We start from the raw sequence: 16,178 nt of genomic DNA, 5'->3' as shown, positions 1-16,178 counted from the left end.
CTGTTCGCTGACGGCGCACGATGCCCGTCACAGCGCCGGAGAAGCCCGGACCCACCGTCCACGCTCAGCAAAAAAGCGCCGCCGGCCCTTTTCAGGGACGGCGGCGCTTCCGTGAGTGACCCGGGGTCACAGCCTCCGAATAGCGGAGATTATGCCTTGTCGTCGCTCTTGGACTCTTCGGCAACCTCGGCCTCGGGGGCTTCGGTTTCAGCATCTGCAGCCGGTGCTTCTTCGCCTGCGGGGCGGACGAAGTCGCTCAGGTCGATCTCTGCGCCGGTGGTGTCGGTGACCTTGGCCAGCTCCAGGACCTTGGCAAGGGCCTTGCGGCGGCGGACTTCGCCAACCATCATCGGAACCTGGCCGCTCTGGTCGATCAGCTGGGCGAACTGGTTCGGATCCATGCCGTACTGGCCGGCAGCGGACACGATGTAGTCGATCAGCTCGTTCTGGCTGACTCCCAGCTCTTCCTTGTCAGCAACTGCATCAAGGATGATCTCGTTCTTGAAGGCAGCGGCGGTGTTCTCGCGAACTTCGGCGCGGTGCTCTTCGGTGTCGTGATCGGCAGCCTGGGTCTGTGCGCCCTCAGAGTTGAAGTGCTGTTCCAGCTGGTCTTCGATGACGGACTCCGGAACCGGAACCTCGATCATTTCCAGCAGCTTTTCCAGGACCTTGTCGCGGGCCTCGACGCCCTGCTCCATGAGCTTGGACTCAGCGGCACGCTTGGTCAGGTCTTCGCGCAGTTCTTCGATGGTGTCGAATTCGCTGGCCAGCTGGGCAAAGTCGTCGTCGGCTTCGGGAAGCTCGCGCTCCTTGACAGCCTTGATGGTGACCGTGACGGTGGCGTCTTCGCCGGCGTGCTCGCCGCCTGCCAGCTTCGTCTCGAAGGTGGCGGATTCCTCGGCGGACAGGCCGGTGACTGCTTCGTCCATGCCCTCAAGCATGGTGCCGGCGCCTACCTGGTAGGACAGGTCCGCAGCGGAGTCGATCTCTTCGCCGTCAACCTTGGCAACAAGATCCATGGTGAGGAAGTCGCCCTCGGCGGCGGGACGGTCAACGGACTTCAGGGTGCCGAAGCGGCCGCGAAGTTCGTCCAGGGCCTTGGTGACGTCGTCGTCGGAAGCTTCAGCCGGCTCAACGGTGACCTCGAGGCCGGAGTAGTCCGGGAGCTCGATTTCGGGGCGGATGTCCAGCTCAACGTTGAAGACCAGCTGGCCTTCGTCGGTGGCGGGGTCCGGAACTTCACTGATTTCCACCTCGGGGCGGCTCAGCGGACGGATGCCCGTTTCCTGCACAGCTTCCTGGTAGAAGCCGTTCAGGCCGTCGTTGATGGCGGTTTCCAGGACGTAGCCGCGGCCGACGCGCTGGTCGATGAGCCTGTTGGGGACCTTGCCCTTGCGGAAGCCGGGTACCTGCACCTGGGTGGCGACGGTCTTGTAGGCCTCGTCAATGCTCGGCTTCAGTTCCTCAAACGGAACTTCCACAACGAGCTTTACCCGCGTGGGTGTGAGGTTTTCTACAGCGCTCTTCACAGCGTAGTTCTCCTGAGGGTTCTGGGATTGGGTCTGCACCATGTGTACTACAGAGTCGGGGTGACAGGATTTGAACCTGCGACTTCCTGCTCCCAAAGCAGGCGCTCTTCCAAGCTGAGCTACACCCCGTCAGTGCACCTGACAGCCTACCGGCAGAAAGCGCCCTGTGCACAATTCAATGTGGCCCGGCCCTCCCCGGAGGCCGATTCGGGAGGGAATTTCCGAACCGCTGAAATACCGTGCTAAGGTAAAACCTGCCTCAAGGCGCCGGGGATGTAGCTCAATGGTAGAGCCTCAGTTTTCCAAACTGATCACGCGGGTTCGATTCCCGTCATCCCCTCAGCAAAATATAACCGGCAATTGCCGCCTTCGAAAGGGTCCTGCACTTACGTGCGGGGCCCTTTTTGTTTGCCTTCACGAACCACAGGCGAGCCCGAAGCCGCCAATAAGGTCCCCGACAGAGCAATTTGATGCTTTCCCCGTCCCTTTTTCCCTGCGCGCAGCTATCGTTCCCGCATGGGGAAGAACCGCCTGACAGCCGCCATCCTTACTTTGTCGTTCCTGGGCCTTCCGCTGGCCGGATGTTCCACTGAAGAGCGCCCCGGACCGGAAGCAGCCGTCGCCGCGCTGGCAGACGGGCTCTCCCGCGTGGACGTCACCGGAAACGAGTTCGCCGGTTCAACCGTAGAGGCCGTGAACGGCATGCTTGAGTACGTGGTCTCCGGCATGAAAATTAAACCCTCCGTCACAGTGTCAAAAATCGACGAAGCCTCAGCCGACGAAGCCGTAGCCACCTTGAAATACGTGTGGGACGTCAACGCGTCAACGGAGGACTACACCTACGAGACCACTGTGACCCTGGAACGGGGAAGGGACACCGGTTGGCAAACCCGTTTCCGTTCCACCACGGTGCATCCGGACCTTCTTCCGTGGCAGAGGCTGGAGCGCAAGGCATCCCCGCCCACGCGTGCAAGCATTCTGGGCGCCGGCGGGTCCGTGCTGATGGGCCACTGGCCGGTTTGGCGGGTGGGCCTGGACAAGTCAGTGCTGGGCGGAAATGAGTACGCCGCTTCGGTCTTTTACCTTTCTCTCTTCCTCGGTCTGGATGCGGACGCACTCACGGCAAAAGTCCAGGCTGCCGGGCCCGATGAGTTCGTTGAAGTCACTACCGTGCGCCAGGACGAGGTGTCACCGTCCTTCGATTCCGAGATCGCAACCATTCCCGGCGCCGATGCACTTGCGGAAAGGCGGGTGCTGGGCCCCAGCCCCGGCTTTGCGGCAGACCTGTTGGGCACGGTGGGGCCAGCAACAGATGAGATGGCCGCTGACAGTCTGCTGGCTGCGGGGGACCTCACCGGGCTCTCCGGGCTCCAGCGTGAATACGATTCCCAGCTCAGGGGCTCAGACGCGGTGACGGTACGTGTCCTGAACGCGGACAACACTCCTTCCCCGCCTCTTTTTGAAGCACCGGCGGAACCCGGCGTGGCCCTGGAGACCACCCTTGACCTGGGGATCCAGTCCCAGGCGGATGCCCTCCTTTCCGACACGCCCGGTGCTTCACTGGTGGCAGTCCAGCCCTCCACCGGCAACGTCCTGGCCGTCGCTAATTCATCCGGAGGCAAGGGGACCCAGACTGCCTTGCTGGGCGAATACTCCCTGGGCAGTTCGCTCACCCCGGTTACCGAGCTGGCCCGGCTCCGTGCCGGCGGAGCGGGAGGAACCGCAGGACCTGACAATCCCTCTGATGCGGAACTGGCGGAAGCTGCTCAGAGCCTGGGGCTGGGCACAGCCGGGGACCTGGGGACACCGGCGTTCAGCGGCGGACTGCCCTACGGCGGAGCCGAGCAGAAAGCGGCCGCGAAAGTTCCGGGAACGGTACTCGCTTCACCTTTCGCCGTGGCAGCCGTGGCGGCCTCGGTGGGCAGGGGCGCCAGGGTCTCTCCCGTGCTGGTCCTTAACCCTGGGGCTCGGCAGGACTCCCGTGACGAAGAGACGGAGCCCGCCTCGTCCGCCGACGACATCCCGGCGCTGTCCGCCGACGAGGCGGAACAGCTGCAGTCCATTCTGCGCGCCAATGTGGCCGGCGGGGGTGCCGCGGAGGAGTTGGAGGTCCTGGGGCACGTCTCCGGCAAACCTGTCATGGCCGCGGCAGGCACGGCGGGGACCAGCGGGGAGAAGCCCGACCACGCCTGGACGGCGGCCATCCAGGGCGATCTCGCCGTCGCCGTCTTCCTGCCCGGAAGCTCCGCTGACGCAGTGGCCGTGGCAGCGGCGTTCCTTGAGGCCCTGGCGGGATAGCGGCAGGACGGGCCCGGCAGATCCCGCAGGGGCGTCCCAAGCGGGCTTAGCCTCAGCGGTCCTGGCAGCTCGGGCACCAATACAGTTTGCGGGCACCCATGTCCGTGCCTGCAACGGGCGTTCCGCACCGGCGGCACGGCAGGCCCGTGCGCTTGTAAACGTAATGGGCGTCTTCCACCGGGACCGGTTCGGCCGGACTGTCACGGTCCTCGGGATCGGTGGTGATGATCCGGCCCTCAGCCACACCGTTGCGCATGAGGGCAGATATGTCAGCCCAGAGGCCCGCTGCCTCGTCTTCCCGCACATCCTTGCCCAGCCGCCACGGAGACAGCCGCTGCCGGAAAAGCACCTCGGCACGGTAGACGTTTCCCACACCGGCCAGGATCTCCTGGTTCATCAGCAGCAGGCCCACCGGAGAAGCCCTGCGACGCAGCCGGGCAGCGAAGTCCCCGCCGTCGGAACGGTCCTGCAGCGGATCCGGTCCCAACCGCGCAACTACGGCGGCGCGTTCGGACCCGGTAATCACTTCGCAGGCGGTAGGCCCGCGAAGGTCCGCCCAGCCGTGTTCGGAGACAAGGCGCACACGCACCGCCCCTTTGGGCGGGGGCGGGCCAGCGTACGCACCGCCGTCGTCGTCGGAGGCTACCTCCCGCTCCCCCACCTTCCGCGGGGCACCGATGCTGGAGGCACCCATAAAGGTGGAGTCGCCGCCGAAATCGAAGGCGCCGTACAAACCGAGGTGGATGCGCAGGTACAGGTCGTTGTCGAACCCCAGGAAGAGCTGCTTCCCGTGGGCCCATGCGTCAACCAGGACGTGGCCGTCAAGACGCTCGGCACCGGCGGCGAAACGCCCCTGGGGACTGGATACTGCCAGCCGGTGCCCGGCAAACACCGAAGTGAACTGCCGGGCAAGCCGGTGGATGGAATGCCCCTCAGGCATCAGTGCGCCGCGATGGAACCGGTTGTTTCGTATTCGGCGATCTTCGCAATGCGGCGGTTGTGGCGCTCGGCGTTGCTGTAGGGCTCGGCAAGGAAGGCCTCGATAATTTCGGTGGCTTCCTCCACCGTGTGCTGGCGGCCGCCCACCGCAATGATGTTCGCATCATTGTGTTCGCGGGCCAGCTTGGCGGTGGAAAGGTTCCAGGCGAGGGCGGCACGGACGCCGCGGACCTTGTTGGCTGCAATCTGCTCGCCGTTTCCGGAGCCCCCCAGCACGATGCCCAGAGCATCAACGCCGCTCTGCTGGTCAATCACGACGGCCTCGGCAGCCGCGATGCAGAACGCCGGGTAATCGTCCTCGGCGTCGTAAACCTGCGGACCGTGATCCACCATCTCGTAGCCCTTATCCCGAAGGTGCGCCAGGAGGTGGGCACTGAGTTCCATGCCCGCGTGGTCGGTTGCAATGTGGACGCGCATGTTCCATCCGTTTCATGTCTGGGAAAATCGTGCGATTCCAGCCTAGCCGGTGGCCGGACCTGCGCTCGCCAGCCGACATTCCCGCGTTCCTTTCTTTCCTGAGCGGGAACGAGTGAGACAATGTTGCAATTGTCACAAACCGTCAGGCCCGGTTCCTTCAGCCTGGGTTTCAGGGACGACGGACACCATTTCGCATATTGGAAAGGCATCACCTTGCCAGGTATGAATCTCACGCGCTCAGAAGCCCGTGAACGAGCAGAACTGATCAGCGTCGAATCCTATGACGTGAACCTTGACCTCACCCGCGGGGACGAAGTCTTTGGCAGCACCACCGTGGTGCGGTTCTCCGCGCAGCAGGGCGCGTCCACGTTCATTGATGCCGTTACCTCAGCCGTCCACCGGGTCACCCTGAACGGCGTGGACCTGGACCCCGCCGAGGTCTCCGACGGCGTCCGCATCCAGCTGCCGAACCTTGCCGCATCCAATGAACTCGTGGTTGAAGCCGATGCCTTCTACATGAACACCGGCGAAGGCCTGCACCGTTTCGTGGATCCGGTGGACAACGAGGTGTACCTCTACTCCCAGTTTGAGGTTCCCGACTCCCGCCGGATGTTCACCGTCTTTGAGCAGCCCGATCTGAAGGCAACATTCCGCTTCACCGTCACGGCGCCGTCGCACTGGGATGTCATCTCCAACTCCGCCACACCGGAGCCGGTTGCGGCAGGTTCCCTGCAGGAGGACGGCAAGAGCGCCACCTGGTCCTTCGAACCGACGCCGCGCATTTCGTCCTACATCACCGCACTGATCGCCGGACCGTACCAGTCGGTGCGCAGCGAGCTCACCAGCTCCGACGGCCGAGTGATTCCGCTGGGCGTCTTTGCCCGCAAGTCGCTCATGCAGCACCTGGATGCTGAAAACGTCTTTGAACTGACCCGGCAGGGCTTCGAGTTCTACGAAAAGCAGTTCGGCACGCCGTACCCGTTCGCCAAGTACGACCAGCTGTTTGTTCCGGAATTCAACGCCGGTGCCATGGAAAATGCCGGTGCCGTGACTTTCCTGGAAAGCTACGTCTTCCGCTCCCGCGTCCCCGAGGCCACGGTGGAGCGCCGGGCCGTGACCATCCTGCACGAGCTGGCGCACATGTGGTTCGGCGACCTGGTCACCATGCGCTGGTGGAATGACCTGTGGCTGAACGAGTCCTTCGCCGAGTTCATGTCCACTCTTGCCGCAGCGGATGCCACCGAGTTCAAGCAGTCCTGGACCACGTTCGCGTCCATGGAGAAGGCCTGGGCCTACCGCCAGGACCAGCTGCCCACCACGCACCCGATTGTCGCCGAAATCCGCGACCTGGAAGACGTGCAGGTGAACTTCGACGGCATCACCTATGCCAAGGGCGCCTCAGTGCTCAAGCAGCTGGTGGCTTGGGTGGGCCAGGACCAGTTCATGGCCGGTGTCCGGGAGTACTTCGGCAAGCATGCCTGGGGCAACACCGAGCTGAAGGACCTCCTTTCGGAGCTGGAGACCGCCAGCGGCCGTGATCTGAAGGAATGGTCCGAGCTGTGGCTGGAGACCGCCGGCGTCAATACCCTTCGGCCGGAGCTGGAAGTGGACGACGACGGCGTCATCACCTCGTTCGCTGTCCTCCAGAGCGCTGTGGCCGAGTACCCGACCCTGCGGCCGCACCGTCTGGCCATCGGCTTCTACGAAACCGGCGAGGACGGCTTGCTGCACCGCGCCCACCGTGTGGAGCTGGATATCGACGGCGAACGCACCGAGGTTCCGGAACTCGTTGGACAGTCACGTCCGGACCTGGTGCTGCTGAACGACGATGACCTGGCCTACGCCAAGATCCGGCTGGATGAGCAGTCCCTGCACACCGCCGTCCGGCAGCTGCGGGATATCGCGGAATCACTCCCCCGCACCCTGGTCTGGGCTTCGGCCTGGGACGCGGCGCGTGACGGCGAGACTCCGGCCCGCGACTACGTGGAACTGGTCCTGCAGAACATTGGTTCCGAGTCCGATTCCTCGGTGGTCCAGGTGCTGCTGCGCCAGCTCGCCACCACGCTGGCGTTCTACGTCGCACCGTCGGAGCAGGAAGCAATGACGGCCGCAGCCGCGGACAGCCTGTGGGACCTGGCCGCTGCCGCAGCTCCGGGTTCCGATTCCCAGCTGCAGTTCCTGAAGTCCTTCGCAGGCCACGCAGTGACGGACGGCCACCTGGATACGCTCTCCGGCCTGCTCTCCGGCGACCGGACGCTGGAAGGCCTGAACATTGATGCAGATCTGCGCTGGGAACTGCTGACGGGCCTGGTTGCCGGCGGCCGTCTGGGCGAAGCGGACATTGCCGCTGAACTGGAGCAGGACCCCACGGCCACCGGCCAGCTGGCCGCTGCCATGGCCCGCGCCGCGCTGCCCACCGCCGAGGCCAAGGCCGCCGCGTGGGAAGCCATCGTTGACCGCACGGACATGCCCAACGCGGCCCAGCGTTCGGCCATTGTCGGCTTCAGCCGCGTCCACGACACCGCGCTGCTGGAACCCTACGCAGAGAAGTATTTCGCGTCGGTGCGCGAGGTCTGGAACACGCGGACCCACGAAATTGCCCAGCAGATTGTCACCGGCCTGTACCCCTCACGGTTGACCACGCAGGCCACCGTGGACGCCACTGACGCGTTCCTGGAATCCCTGGGCGACGAGGCACCCTCGCTGCGCCGGCTTCTGCTGGAAAGCCGCGACGGCGTGGTCCGCGCGTTGAAGGCCCAGGCCGCGGACAAGTAGGAGAATCAGGCAGATACAGCCGACGGCGGTGAGCGCAGGACTGTCCTGCAGTGCACCGCCGTCGGCCTGTTGCCGGCTTGGCGTGGGCCTGTCCAGACGAGACCAACGAACGAGGAATGCCAGGAGCCATGAATCTTTCCGAACACCGGTATGCAATTTCCCTGGAATGGACGGGGAACCGCGGCGAGGGCACCAAGACCTACCGCGGGTACGGCCGCGACCACGTCATCCGTGCCGCCGGCCTGCCTGACCTGGCCGGCACCGCTGATCCCACCTTTCACGGCGACCGGGACCGGTGGAACCCGGAGCAGCTGCTGCTTACGGCGCTCTCACAGTGCCACATGCTGTCCTACCTGCACATTGCCGTGAAGCACGGCATCACCGTGGTGGCCTATTCCGACGACGCCGAAGGGACCCTGCGCCTGAACCGGGACGGCAGCGGAGAGTTTACGGATGCAGTGCTGCGGCCGCGGGTCACCGTCACAGCAGACAGCTCAGCGGCTGCCGCCGCGGAACTGCACGCGGAAGCCAACCGGCTGTGCTTCATTGCCCGCAGCGTGAACTTTCCGGTGCTGCACCAACCCGAAATACTGGTGGCGGGCTAGACCAGGCCGGTGCTGCCGGTTTCCCCCAACGCGGCAAGCAACGCCGTTTCCCGGGCAGCGGACAGCCCCGCCTTCCGCTCCCGGTGCAGCCCCCGGGCCTGCTCATCGGCCAGGACGTCGCGGACCGTGTGCTCAACGGGACGCAGGCTAAGACCCGCCTCCAACGCAGCAGCATTGGACCGGGTGGAAAAGCCGTCATACTCCGGCGGCAGCCACAGCGGCAATGATTCGCTGCCCGCCCAGTAGGCAACACCCTGCTCATGCAGCCACTGCGGGTCCGCAGTGCGGAAGCTCCCATGAAACTCCGCGGCATCAGTGGCCAGGGACAGCAGTTCGCCGAAGGGCACAGAGGGACCCATGACATTGAACGTGCCCGACCTCGCATCCTCGGCTCCGGTCACCAGCCACAGCGCCAGGTCACGCACATCCACGGTCTGGGTCATGACCTCGGCCATGGGCGGCATCAGGACAGGGCTGCGTTCCTGCGCCACGCGTGCCGGCCAGTAACCAAACCGGTCGCTTTCATCTTCCGGCCCGGCAATCAGCCCGGGCCGGGTGATCAGTACATTCGCCGGGCCCGCATCCCGTGCCAGGAGTTCGCAGGCAACCTTGGCCCGTCCGTACTCATTGTCCGCCGGGTCCGGAAACACTCCGTCAACTGCTTCCAGCGCAGGAACCAGGTCGGCACTTTCGTCCTCGCCCGGCGTGCTGTTGGACGCATATACCGAGGACGTGGAGACAAAGGACCATTGGCTGCTGCGTCCGGCCAGCGCCTGCAGGGCGTCCTTAACCTGCGCCGGCTTGCGGGCCACATCGATCACTGCGTCCCAGCCGCCGTCGAGCCCTTCATAGGCGGCGGCGCCGCTCTCCCGGTCCGCGGAGACAAAGGCCGCGCCGGTGACGGGCGGCCCGGACTCTCCGCGGGCCAGGCACGTGACGTCATGGCCGCGGGCCACTGCCTGCCGGGCAACTTCACGGGACAAAAACCGGGTTCCACCAAGAATGAGGATGCGCATGTTGGGAGCCTATCCCGGTAGCCTTGTCTGTGCCCGCAGCTTGTCTACCAACACGGCAGACAAGCTTTCCCCGAATGAAAGGGACGGTAACCGTCCGTTGCTGACTGCCGCAGAAATCGACACGCCATCCATTCCGATCGAGGACTTTGACTGGTCCGGCCTGATCCAGGCCGGAATCATCATTGTTGTCGGCATCCTTGCATGGACGGCAGCAAGATTCCTGATCAACCGCGTTGTCCAGCGGGCACAGAAGGGCTATGCCCTCTTCAGTTCCTCGAAGCTGAAATGGGCACAGCCCGTCATGCGGAACCTGGACAAGAAGCGCCGCGCCCAGCGTGCGGACACCATCGGCGCGCTCCTGCGCAGTGCCGTGAGCCTGTGTATCTGGACTGTGGTCATCATCATGGTGCTCGGTGCCGTTGGCTGGGACATCGCTCCGCTGATCGCCAGTGTGGGAATCGTGGGCATCACCCTTGGTTTCGGCGCCCGCGAGCTGATCCGCGACGCCCTGGCCGGATTCTTCATCACCATCGAGGACCAGTACGGCATCGGGGACGTGATTGAGGTGGGCGACACTACCGGCACCGTGCAGTCTGTGGGCATCCGCATCACCCGCATCGTCGATGACCGCGGCGTCATCTGGTACATCCGCAACGGGGAGCTGGCCAAGGTCGGCAACCGTTCCCAGGGCACCTATCGCGAGCCGGAGGCAGCTCCCGCCGAGTACACCGCCGCCGCTGATGCCCCCGCCGCCGCCGCCTCCACCTCTGCCGCTGCCGCTGCCTCCACCAAGGGAGATTCATAATGAGCACACCTGCCGAAAACCGGCCCACCATGCCGCTGTCAGTACAGCCGGCGTTTTCGCAGCCGGTCTACACGGAGAATTTCTACGAGGCCGTGGGCGGACATGACACCTTCGTTAAACTCGTGGACGTCTTTTACTCCGGCGTGGCCGATGATCCGCTGATGCGGCCCATGTATCCGGAAGAGGACCTGACCGCTGCCAAAGATCGCCTGCGGGGCTTCCTCGAGCAGTATTGGGGCGGACCCAAGACGTATTCCGAGGAACGCGGACACCCACGCCTGCGGATGCGGCACATGCCCTTCGCCGTCACGCCCCAGGCCCGTGACGCGTGGCTGAAGCACATGCGCGACGCCGTCGATACCCTGGAGCTCTCCCCGCTGCACGAAGCAACGCTCTGGGATTACCTAGAGCGGGCCGCACACTCCATGGTCAATTCCGCTTAGTCAGACCGAGACCGCCAGAGGGCGAGTCAGCCGGCCCCGTCAGCCGAGGACGGAAGCCGAGCGGATCAGGACATGGCCGCGCGGCATGCTCAGGCGTGTCCAGCGGCCACAGTGGAAGACGGCGGCCTGCCCCTCGGTGCCCTCAGGAAGGAATCCCAGCGTCAGCGCCGCAAACGCGGCCCCGGCCGGAATGGACGCGCTGACTTCCGGCAAACGCTGGCCCCACACGGCGCCGCGGGCGGTGTTGACCACCGGTGCTCCGGAGCTGGCCGGAACCAGCGCCGCCACTTCCCTGATCCCCCGGTGGGCAGCCTGTTCCAGCAACTTGTGGGGAACATCCTCGCCGCGCTCCCATCCGCTGCGGGGCGCACCCACCCCGGTCCAGCTTTCAGTAACGGTCATGGGCGGGACCGGAAGCACGGTGTCGGACTCCCCCATGCGGGCCAGCCGGTCCGCAACGGAAGCCAAAGACACCGCGGTGTCGAGCCGGGCGGGCGAGGCCAGGGGCATGGTCCGCATCCCCAGCACGGTGGGAACATTCTCCCCCAATGCCCGCGGGCGCAGGATGCATACATAAGCGGCGAGCACCGACCCCACGGCCTGAAGCCGCACGGCACCGTCATCGGCGGCACGTGCGCGGACCACGAAGGTCCGCAGATCGGCTGTTACCTGGGGATCCGCCAGGACCAGCTCGGTTGATGCCGTCATCGGTTAACCTCGCTCGCCCGGAACGGAACAGGTTCCCCGCGCCAGCCCTCCAACACCCGAACCTGCATATCGGACAGGGCTGTCGGGCGCCCCGTTTGGGCATCAGCCATCACCAGGGTGCACTCGGCGTGGGCATAGACCCTGCCGCCGTCGTCGTCGGCAATCCGGAACCCGTACGTCAGGCTGGAAGCGCCGATGCCCGTCACCCACACTTCAACCCAGACAGGTTCCTGCCGGTAAACCAGCGGGGCGCGGTATTCGATTTCCTGGCGGACCACCAGCGTCATCCCGGTGCGGGACGTCACCGAGCGGAAGCTTTCAGCCGGATTATCTGGGGACAAAGCCGCACCCAGCGGCAGCAGGCTCAGGCGCACCCGGGCCTCTTCCAGGAATTGGACAAAGCGCACGTTGTTGACGTGCCCGTTGGAATCCTCGTCGCCAAAACGCAACTGGAGGGGGAAACGGTTGATAGGCATGCCCCTATTCTCTCAAACCCTGCAGGCTGCAGTGCATTCCTGCCCGGCTTGGGCCGAACCGGCGGGAACGTCTAACCTCGAAGAGTGCCCGGGCGCTTTCCGGGGCCTTCACCACCGCATGTCCTAGGAGACTAACCACCCATGGCTGACACCGCCGATCCCACCGCTTCCCTGCTGAGCCTGCTGAACCTCAGCCCTGCCGACGGCGCGCAGACCGACGAAGACATCTTTGTGGGCGGATCCCAGCCGGAGCCGCGCAAACGCGTCTTCGGCGGACAGGTGCTGGGCCAGTCACTCATTGCCGCCGCACGCACCGTGGAACCCGGCCGGCTGATGCACTCCATGCACGGCTACTTCCTGCGCCCGGGAGACACTGAGATTCCCATTACCTTTGGCGTGCAGCGGCTGCGGGACGGCCGGTCCTTTTCAGCCCGCCGGACGCATGCCTACCAGAACGGCAAGCCCATCCTGTCCCTGATCGCGTCCTTCCAGGAGCCCGATGAGGGTTTGGACCATCAGGTTCAGATGCCGGAGGGCATTCCGGAGCCGGAGTCCCTGCCCACCACGGCCGAACTGCTCGAAGGCATCGACCATCCCGTGGCCAAAGCCTGGTCGCATCAGCGGCCCATGGACATCCGCCACGTCGAGAAGTCCGTGTACTTTGAAGCCGCACCGGAACGGGTTGCCCGCAACGCCGTATGGATGAAGACGTTCGGCCCCATACCCGATGACCAGAACCTGCACCGCGCAGCTCTCGCCTATGCCAGTGACTACACGCTGCTGGAATCCATCCTGCGGCGGCACGGCCTGCCCTGGTCCACCCCGGGGATGTCAATTGCCAGCCTGGATCATGCCATGTGGTGGCACCGGCCCCTGCGCATGGACGACTGGCTGCTGTACGTCCAGGAATCGCCGAGCGCTTCCGGAGCCCGGGGCCTGGCCAGCGGTCGCATCTTCAATCGCGCCGGAGAACTCGTTGCCACCGTTGCCCAGGAAGGCATGCTCCGCGTTCCCGAAAAGCAGTAACATCCCGGAGCCGGACCCAAAAAAGAACCCGCCCCGTGTGCACACGGGGCGGGTTCTTTTATCACCAGCGGACTTGACTAGTCGCGGGTCAGACGGCGGTGGGTCACGCGGTGCGGCGTTGCCGCATCCGGGCCCAGGCGCTCAATCTTGTTCTGCTCGTAAGCCTCGAAGTTACCCTCGAACCAGTACCAGTTCGCCGGGTTCTCCTCGGTGCCTTCGTAGGCCAGGATGTGGGTGGACACCCGGTCCAGGAACCACCGGTCGTGGGAGACCACCACGGCACAGCCCGGGAATTCCAGCAGTGCGTTTTCCAGGCTGGAGAGGGTTTCCACGTCCAGGTCGTTAGTGGGCTCATCGAGCAGGAGCAGGTTTCCGCCCTGCTTCAGGGTCATCGCCAGGTTCAGGCGGTTGCGCTCACCACCGGAGAGCACCCCGGCCTTCTTCTGCTGGTCCGGGCCCTTGAAGCCGAACGCGGAGACGTAGGCACGGGAAGGCATTTCCACCTGGCCGACCTGGATCCAGTCATGGCCGTCGGACACAACTTCCCACAGGCTCTTCTCCGGGTCGATGCCGCCGCGGGACTGGTCCACGTAGGAGATCTTGACGGAGTCGCCGATCTTCAGGTCACCGCCGTCGAGCTCTTCCAGGCCAACGATGGTCTTGAACAGCGTGGACTTACCCACACCGTTGGGGCCGATCACGCCGACGATGCCGTTGCGCGGCAGCGAGAAGGACAGGCCGTCAATGAGCTGGCGGTCGCCGAACCCCTTCTGCAGGTTCTTGGCCTCCAGCACCAGGGAACCCAGGCGCGGTCCCGGCGGGATCTGGATTTCTTCGAAGTCCAGCTTGCGGGTGCGGTCTGCTTCGGCAGCCATTTCCTCATAGCGGGCCAGGCGCGCCTTGGACTTGGTCTGGCGGCCCTTCGCGTTGGAACGGACCCAGTCCAGTTCCTCGGTGAGTCGCTTGGCCAGCTTCTGGTCTTTCTTGCCCTGGACTTCCAGGCGGGCACGCTTCTTCTCCAGGTACGTGGAGTAGTTGCCCTCATACGGGTAGAGGTGTCCGCGGTCCACTTCAGCAATCCACTGGGCCACGTGGTCCAGGAAGTACCGGTCGTGGGTCACGGCAAGAACAGCACCGTGGTAGGCGGAAAGGTGCTGCTCAAGCCAGAGCACGCTTTCGGCATCCAGGTGGTTAGTGGGCTCATCGAGGAGCAGCAGGTCCGGCTTCTGCAGCAGCAGCTTGCACAGTGCCACCCGGCGCCGCTCACCACCGGAGAGCAGAGTGACGTCGGCATCAGCCGGCGGGCACCGGAGAGCATCCATGGCCTGCTCCAGCTGGGAATCAATGTCCCAGGCGTCGGCAGCGTCGATGGCTTCCTGCAGCTTGCCCATCTCATCCAGCAGGCTGTCGAAGTCCGCATCGGGCTCCGACATTGCCTCGGAAATTTCGTTGAACCGCTGAATCTTGGCATAGATCTCGCCAACGCCCTCCTGGACGTTGCCGAGTACGGTCTTTTCCTCGTTCAGCGGCGGTTCCTGGAGCAGGATGCCCACGGAGTAGCCGGCGCTGAGCCGGGCCTCACCGTTGGAGGGGGTGTCCAGGCCGGCCATGATCTTAAGGATGGTGGACTTACCCGCACCGTTGGGACCCACCACGCCGATCTTGGCACCTGGGAAAAAGGACATGCTTACGTCGTCGAGGATAACTTTGTCGCCAACAGCCTTGCGGGCCTTGGTCATCGTGTAGATAAATTCCGCCATACGTTCAAGGCTAGTGGGTCAACGGCGATAAGTGCCATTTGGCCGCAGCGTCCCGTCAGGCGTTACGTCCGGCTGACGCCGGGCGGACCTAGCGCTGGTCGCCCACGAAACAATATCCGCTGGCCAGCACCGGGAGCACGCTGACCGAGACCTGGCCCTCCCGCACCTCGCCGAAGGTGCACGACCCCTGCTCCGCCGCCGCTCCCCGAATCGAATCCACGGCAAGGCCGGTGGGCGTCACGTCCAGCGAAATTTCCACTGACTCGCCGGCAAACCCTGCTGCGGTAAAAGCGTCCCGAATCATTGCCCGGTTGGGGCTGGGTTCCCTGGCGGCGAGCGCTTCCAGGGAATCCGTCAGGGAACGGACGGTCTTGTCCGCAGCGGCAGGAAGCACCGCCCGCTCCGCGGCGTTCTTTTCCTGGACCCCCTCTATTTGGGCTCCCTCTATCCGAACTCCGGGGGCCGAGGCGGGAGCAAGCAGGCCCACGGAGCTGAGCACCAGTACCGAAAGGACAACTCCGGGAAGCCTGCTGTTGCGGCGTACGCGAATCATCGCCCCATTCTGCCACGCCCCCGTCCCGCAGCCGCCGCAACCGTCGCCCCCGGCATCACGAAGGGGTCATCCGGGCCATCTTCTGCAGCGACAGCCCCGGCGGCCGAGGTCTCCGCGGCCTCAGATCCATTCCCGGCACCAGGTGAATCAGCGGCATCCCCGCCAACGCCGGCAATGCCGTGCAGCGGCTCCCCGGAGTCCGTTCCGGCCAGCTCCCCGGTCTCCAGATCCAGATCGGCCGGCAGATCATCAGTTTCGGTTTCTTCAGCCGCCGAACCCGAAGTTTCCTCCCCGGTGCCGCTTGCGGTTCGGTCCTGGACGTTGCGCCGGTAATTGGCGGTTCCCCACATGAGGTCGTGGCCGACACTCTCGGCGTCAATGTCCACCGAGGTGCCGCTCCTGCCGTCATCCGTGGCCCACTGCCGGACTTTGAGCCTGCCGGTGACGATCACCCGGTCTCCTTTGTGAATGCTGAAGGCCGCGTTGGTGGCCAGCTGGCGAAAGAGGGAAACGGAATACCAGTTGGTCTGGCCGTCGGCCCAGCTGCCGGTGTCCCTGTCATACCGCCTCTCAGTGGTGCACATCCGGAATCCGGCTATCGCGAGTCCGCTGTCCGCAGTGGTGCTTCGAACGTCAGTGGCAACGAATCCCCGGATGGTGATGGTGTCGTTCATGTGCTTCCTGCCTGTCTGGGTCTCTGAATCTGGGCCCGGAGTGCGGCCCGGAAACCTCCCGGGCCGCACAAGGTGTCGGGTGCCGGAGGAGGAA

General features: G+C 64.8%; 15 protein-coding genes and 2 tRNA genes. 7 read left to right on the top strand and 10 right to left on the bottom strand.

The window, feature by feature from the left end:
* Positions 1-149: 149 nt before the first annotated feature.
* Both tig and ACIQXM_RS04305 read right to left on the bottom strand, forming a co-directional pair.
* Positions 150-1,529, bottom strand: a complete 1,380-nt coding sequence (gene tig, locus ACIQXM_RS04310; RefSeq protein ID WP_400928119.1) for a trigger factor — start codon at positions 1,527-1,529, stop codon at positions 150-152.
* Between the two features lie 55 nt (positions 1,530-1,584).
* Positions 1,585-1,658, bottom strand: a tRNA-Pro gene (locus ACIQXM_RS04305).
* 140 nt (positions 1,659-1,798) lie between these two features.
* Here ACIQXM_RS04305 and ACIQXM_RS04300 point away from each other — a divergent pair.
* Positions 1,799-1,869: transfer RNA gene (locus ACIQXM_RS04300), tRNA-Gly, on the top strand.
* Between the two features lie 176 nt (positions 1,870-2,045).
* Positions 2,046-3,827, top strand: coding sequence for an NTF2-like N-terminal transpeptidase domain-containing protein (locus tag ACIQXM_RS04295; RefSeq protein ID WP_400928116.1), 1,782 nt, complete (start codon positions 2,046-2,048; stop codon positions 3,825-3,827).
* Between the two features lie 52 nt (positions 3,828-3,879).
* Here the strand turns inward: ACIQXM_RS04295 and ACIQXM_RS04290 are convergent, their stop codons facing one another.
* Positions 3,880-4,767 carry an Fpg/Nei family DNA glycosylase gene (locus ACIQXM_RS04290; RefSeq protein WP_400928114.1) on the bottom strand — a complete coding sequence of 296 codons (888 nt, stop codon included), beginning with the start codon at positions 4,765-4,767 and terminating at the stop codon, positions 3,880-3,882.
* Positions 4,767-5,243 (bottom strand): ribose-5-phosphate isomerase, encoded by a 477-nt coding sequence (locus ACIQXM_RS04285; protein WP_400928111.1) that lies wholly within the window; start codon positions 5,241-5,243, stop codon positions 4,767-4,769. Before ACIQXM_RS04285 ends, ACIQXM_RS04290 begins: the two co-directional genes overlap by 1 nt.
* A gap of 222 nt (positions 5,244-5,465) precedes the next feature.
* On the opposite strand from ACIQXM_RS04285, the gene pepN reads away from it, so the two are divergent.
* Both pepN and ACIQXM_RS04275 read left to right on the top strand, forming a co-directional pair.
* The gene (gene pepN, locus ACIQXM_RS04280) at positions 5,466-8,018 is read left to right on the top strand and encodes an aminopeptidase N (RefSeq protein ID WP_400929498.1); all 2,553 of its coding nucleotides are present in this window, start codon (positions 5,466-5,468) and stop codon (positions 8,016-8,018) included.
* A gap of 128 nt (positions 8,019-8,146) precedes the next feature.
* Complete coding sequence (locus ACIQXM_RS04275) at positions 8,147-8,623, top strand: OsmC family protein (RefSeq protein WP_400928108.1); 477 nt, start codon at positions 8,147-8,149, stop codon at positions 8,621-8,623.
* Here ACIQXM_RS04275 and ACIQXM_RS04270 read toward each other — a convergent pair.
* Positions 8,620-9,639: an NAD-dependent epimerase/dehydratase family protein gene (locus tag ACIQXM_RS04270; RefSeq protein ID WP_400928105.1), complete on the bottom strand. Its 1,020-nt coding sequence runs from the start codon at positions 9,637-9,639 to the stop codon at positions 8,620-8,622. The two genes, ACIQXM_RS04275 and ACIQXM_RS04270, sit on opposite strands and share 4 nt — an antisense overlap.
* 97 nt (positions 9,640-9,736) lie before the next feature.
* Here ACIQXM_RS04270 and ACIQXM_RS04265 point away from each other — a divergent pair, with 97 nt between their 5' ends.
* Both ACIQXM_RS04265 and ACIQXM_RS04260 read left to right on the top strand, forming a co-directional pair.
* The gene (locus tag ACIQXM_RS04265) at positions 9,737-10,444 is read left to right on the top strand and encodes a mechanosensitive ion channel family protein (protein WP_400928102.1); all 708 of its coding nucleotides are present in this window, start codon (positions 9,737-9,739) and stop codon (positions 10,442-10,444) included.
* Complete coding sequence (locus tag ACIQXM_RS04260) at positions 10,444-10,887, top strand: globin (protein ID WP_400928099.1); 444 nt, start codon at positions 10,444-10,446, stop codon at positions 10,885-10,887. Before ACIQXM_RS04265 ends, ACIQXM_RS04260 begins: the two co-directional genes overlap by 1 nt.
* Before the next feature lie 39 nt (positions 10,888-10,926).
* On the opposite strand, the gene ACIQXM_RS04255 is transcribed toward ACIQXM_RS04260, so the two are convergent.
* Both ACIQXM_RS04255 and ACIQXM_RS04250 read right to left on the bottom strand, forming a co-directional pair.
* Complete coding sequence (locus tag ACIQXM_RS04255) at positions 10,927-11,595, bottom strand: hypothetical protein (protein ID WP_400928096.1); 669 nt, start codon at positions 11,593-11,595, stop codon at positions 10,927-10,929.
* Entirely contained in the window at positions 11,592-12,071 is a 480-nt protein-coding gene (locus tag ACIQXM_RS04250) for an acyl-CoA thioesterase (RefSeq protein WP_400928094.1), read from the bottom strand. Before ACIQXM_RS04250 ends, ACIQXM_RS04255 begins: the two co-directional genes overlap by 4 nt.
* 141 nt (positions 12,072-12,212) lie before the next feature.
* Between ACIQXM_RS04250 and ACIQXM_RS04245 the strand changes: the two genes are divergently transcribed.
* A complete protein-coding gene (locus ACIQXM_RS04245; protein ID WP_400928091.1) occupies positions 12,213-13,097 on the top strand; it encodes an acyl-CoA thioesterase in 885 nt (294 codons plus the stop codon).
* Between the two features lie 77 nt (positions 13,098-13,174).
* Here ACIQXM_RS04245 and ettA read toward each other — a convergent pair whose 3' ends face one another.
* From ettA to ACIQXM_RS04230, 3 genes are all read right to left on the bottom strand, one after another.
* The gene (ettA, locus tag ACIQXM_RS04240) at positions 13,175-14,857 is read right to left on the bottom strand and encodes an energy-dependent translational throttle protein EttA (protein WP_400928088.1); all 1,683 of its coding nucleotides are present in this window, start codon (positions 14,855-14,857) and stop codon (positions 13,175-13,177) included.
* Positions 14,858-14,945: 88 nt separating this feature from the next.
* Entirely contained in the window at positions 14,946-15,410 is a 465-nt protein-coding gene (locus ACIQXM_RS04235) for a DUF6993 domain-containing protein (RefSeq protein WP_400928086.1), read from the bottom strand.
* Entirely contained in the window at positions 15,407-16,084 is a 678-nt protein-coding gene (locus ACIQXM_RS04230) for a single-stranded DNA-binding protein (RefSeq protein WP_400928083.1), read from the bottom strand. The genes ACIQXM_RS04235 and ACIQXM_RS04230 overlap by 4 nt, the downstream gene beginning before the upstream one ends.
* Positions 16,085-16,178: the final 94 nt, after the last annotated feature.

This window comes from Arthrobacter sp. NPDC097144 (genome assembly GCF_044762205.1).
Lineage (GTDB): Bacteria > Actinomycetota > Actinomycetes > Actinomycetales > Micrococcaceae > Arthrobacter_B.
This window is presented reverse-complemented; position numbering and strand designations above follow the sequence as displayed.

Coding starts and splice junctions, on each gene's coding strand:
- ACIQXM_RS04245 (WP_400928091.1), top strand. CDS start 12,213: ATGGCTGACACCGCCGATCCCACCGCTTCCCTGCTGAGCCTGCTGAAC.
- ACIQXM_RS04285 (WP_400928111.1), bottom strand. CDS start 5,243: ATGCGCGTCCACATTGCAACCGACCACGCGGGCATGGAACTCAGTGCC.
- ACIQXM_RS04255 (WP_400928096.1), bottom strand. CDS start 11,595: ATGACGGCATCAACCGAGCTGGTCCTGGCGGATCCCCAGGTAACAGCC.
- ACIQXM_RS04275 (WP_400928108.1), top strand. CDS start 8,147: ATGAATCTTTCCGAACACCGGTATGCAATTTCCCTGGAATGGACGGGG.
- ACIQXM_RS04260 (WP_400928099.1), top strand. CDS start 10,444: ATGAGCACACCTGCCGAAAACCGGCCCACCATGCCGCTGTCAGTACAG.
- ACIQXM_RS04270 (WP_400928105.1), bottom strand. CDS start 9,639: ATGCGCATCCTCATTCTTGGTGGAACCCGGTTTTTGTCCCGTGAAGTT.
- ACIQXM_RS04290 (WP_400928114.1), bottom strand. CDS start 4,767: ATGCCTGAGGGGCATTCCATCCACCGGCTTGCCCGGCAGTTCACTTCG.
- ettA (WP_400928088.1), bottom strand. CDS start 14,857: ATGGCGGAATTTATCTACACGATGACCAAGGCCCGCAAGGCTGTTGGC.
- ACIQXM_RS04295 (WP_400928116.1), top strand. CDS start 2,046: ATGGGGAAGAACCGCCTGACAGCCGCCATCCTTACTTTGTCGTTCCTG.
- pepN (WP_400929498.1), top strand. CDS start 5,466: ATGAATCTCACGCGCTCAGAAGCCCGTGAACGAGCAGAACTGATCAGC.
- ACIQXM_RS04230 (WP_400928083.1), bottom strand. CDS start 16,084: ATGAACGACACCATCACCATCCGGGGATTCGTTGCCACTGACGTTCGA.
- ACIQXM_RS04235 (WP_400928086.1), bottom strand. CDS start 15,410: ATGATTCGCGTACGCCGCAACAGCAGGCTTCCCGGAGTTGTCCTTTCG.
- ACIQXM_RS04250 (WP_400928094.1), bottom strand. CDS start 12,071: ATGCCTATCAACCGTTTCCCCCTCCAGTTGCGTTTTGGCGACGAGGAT.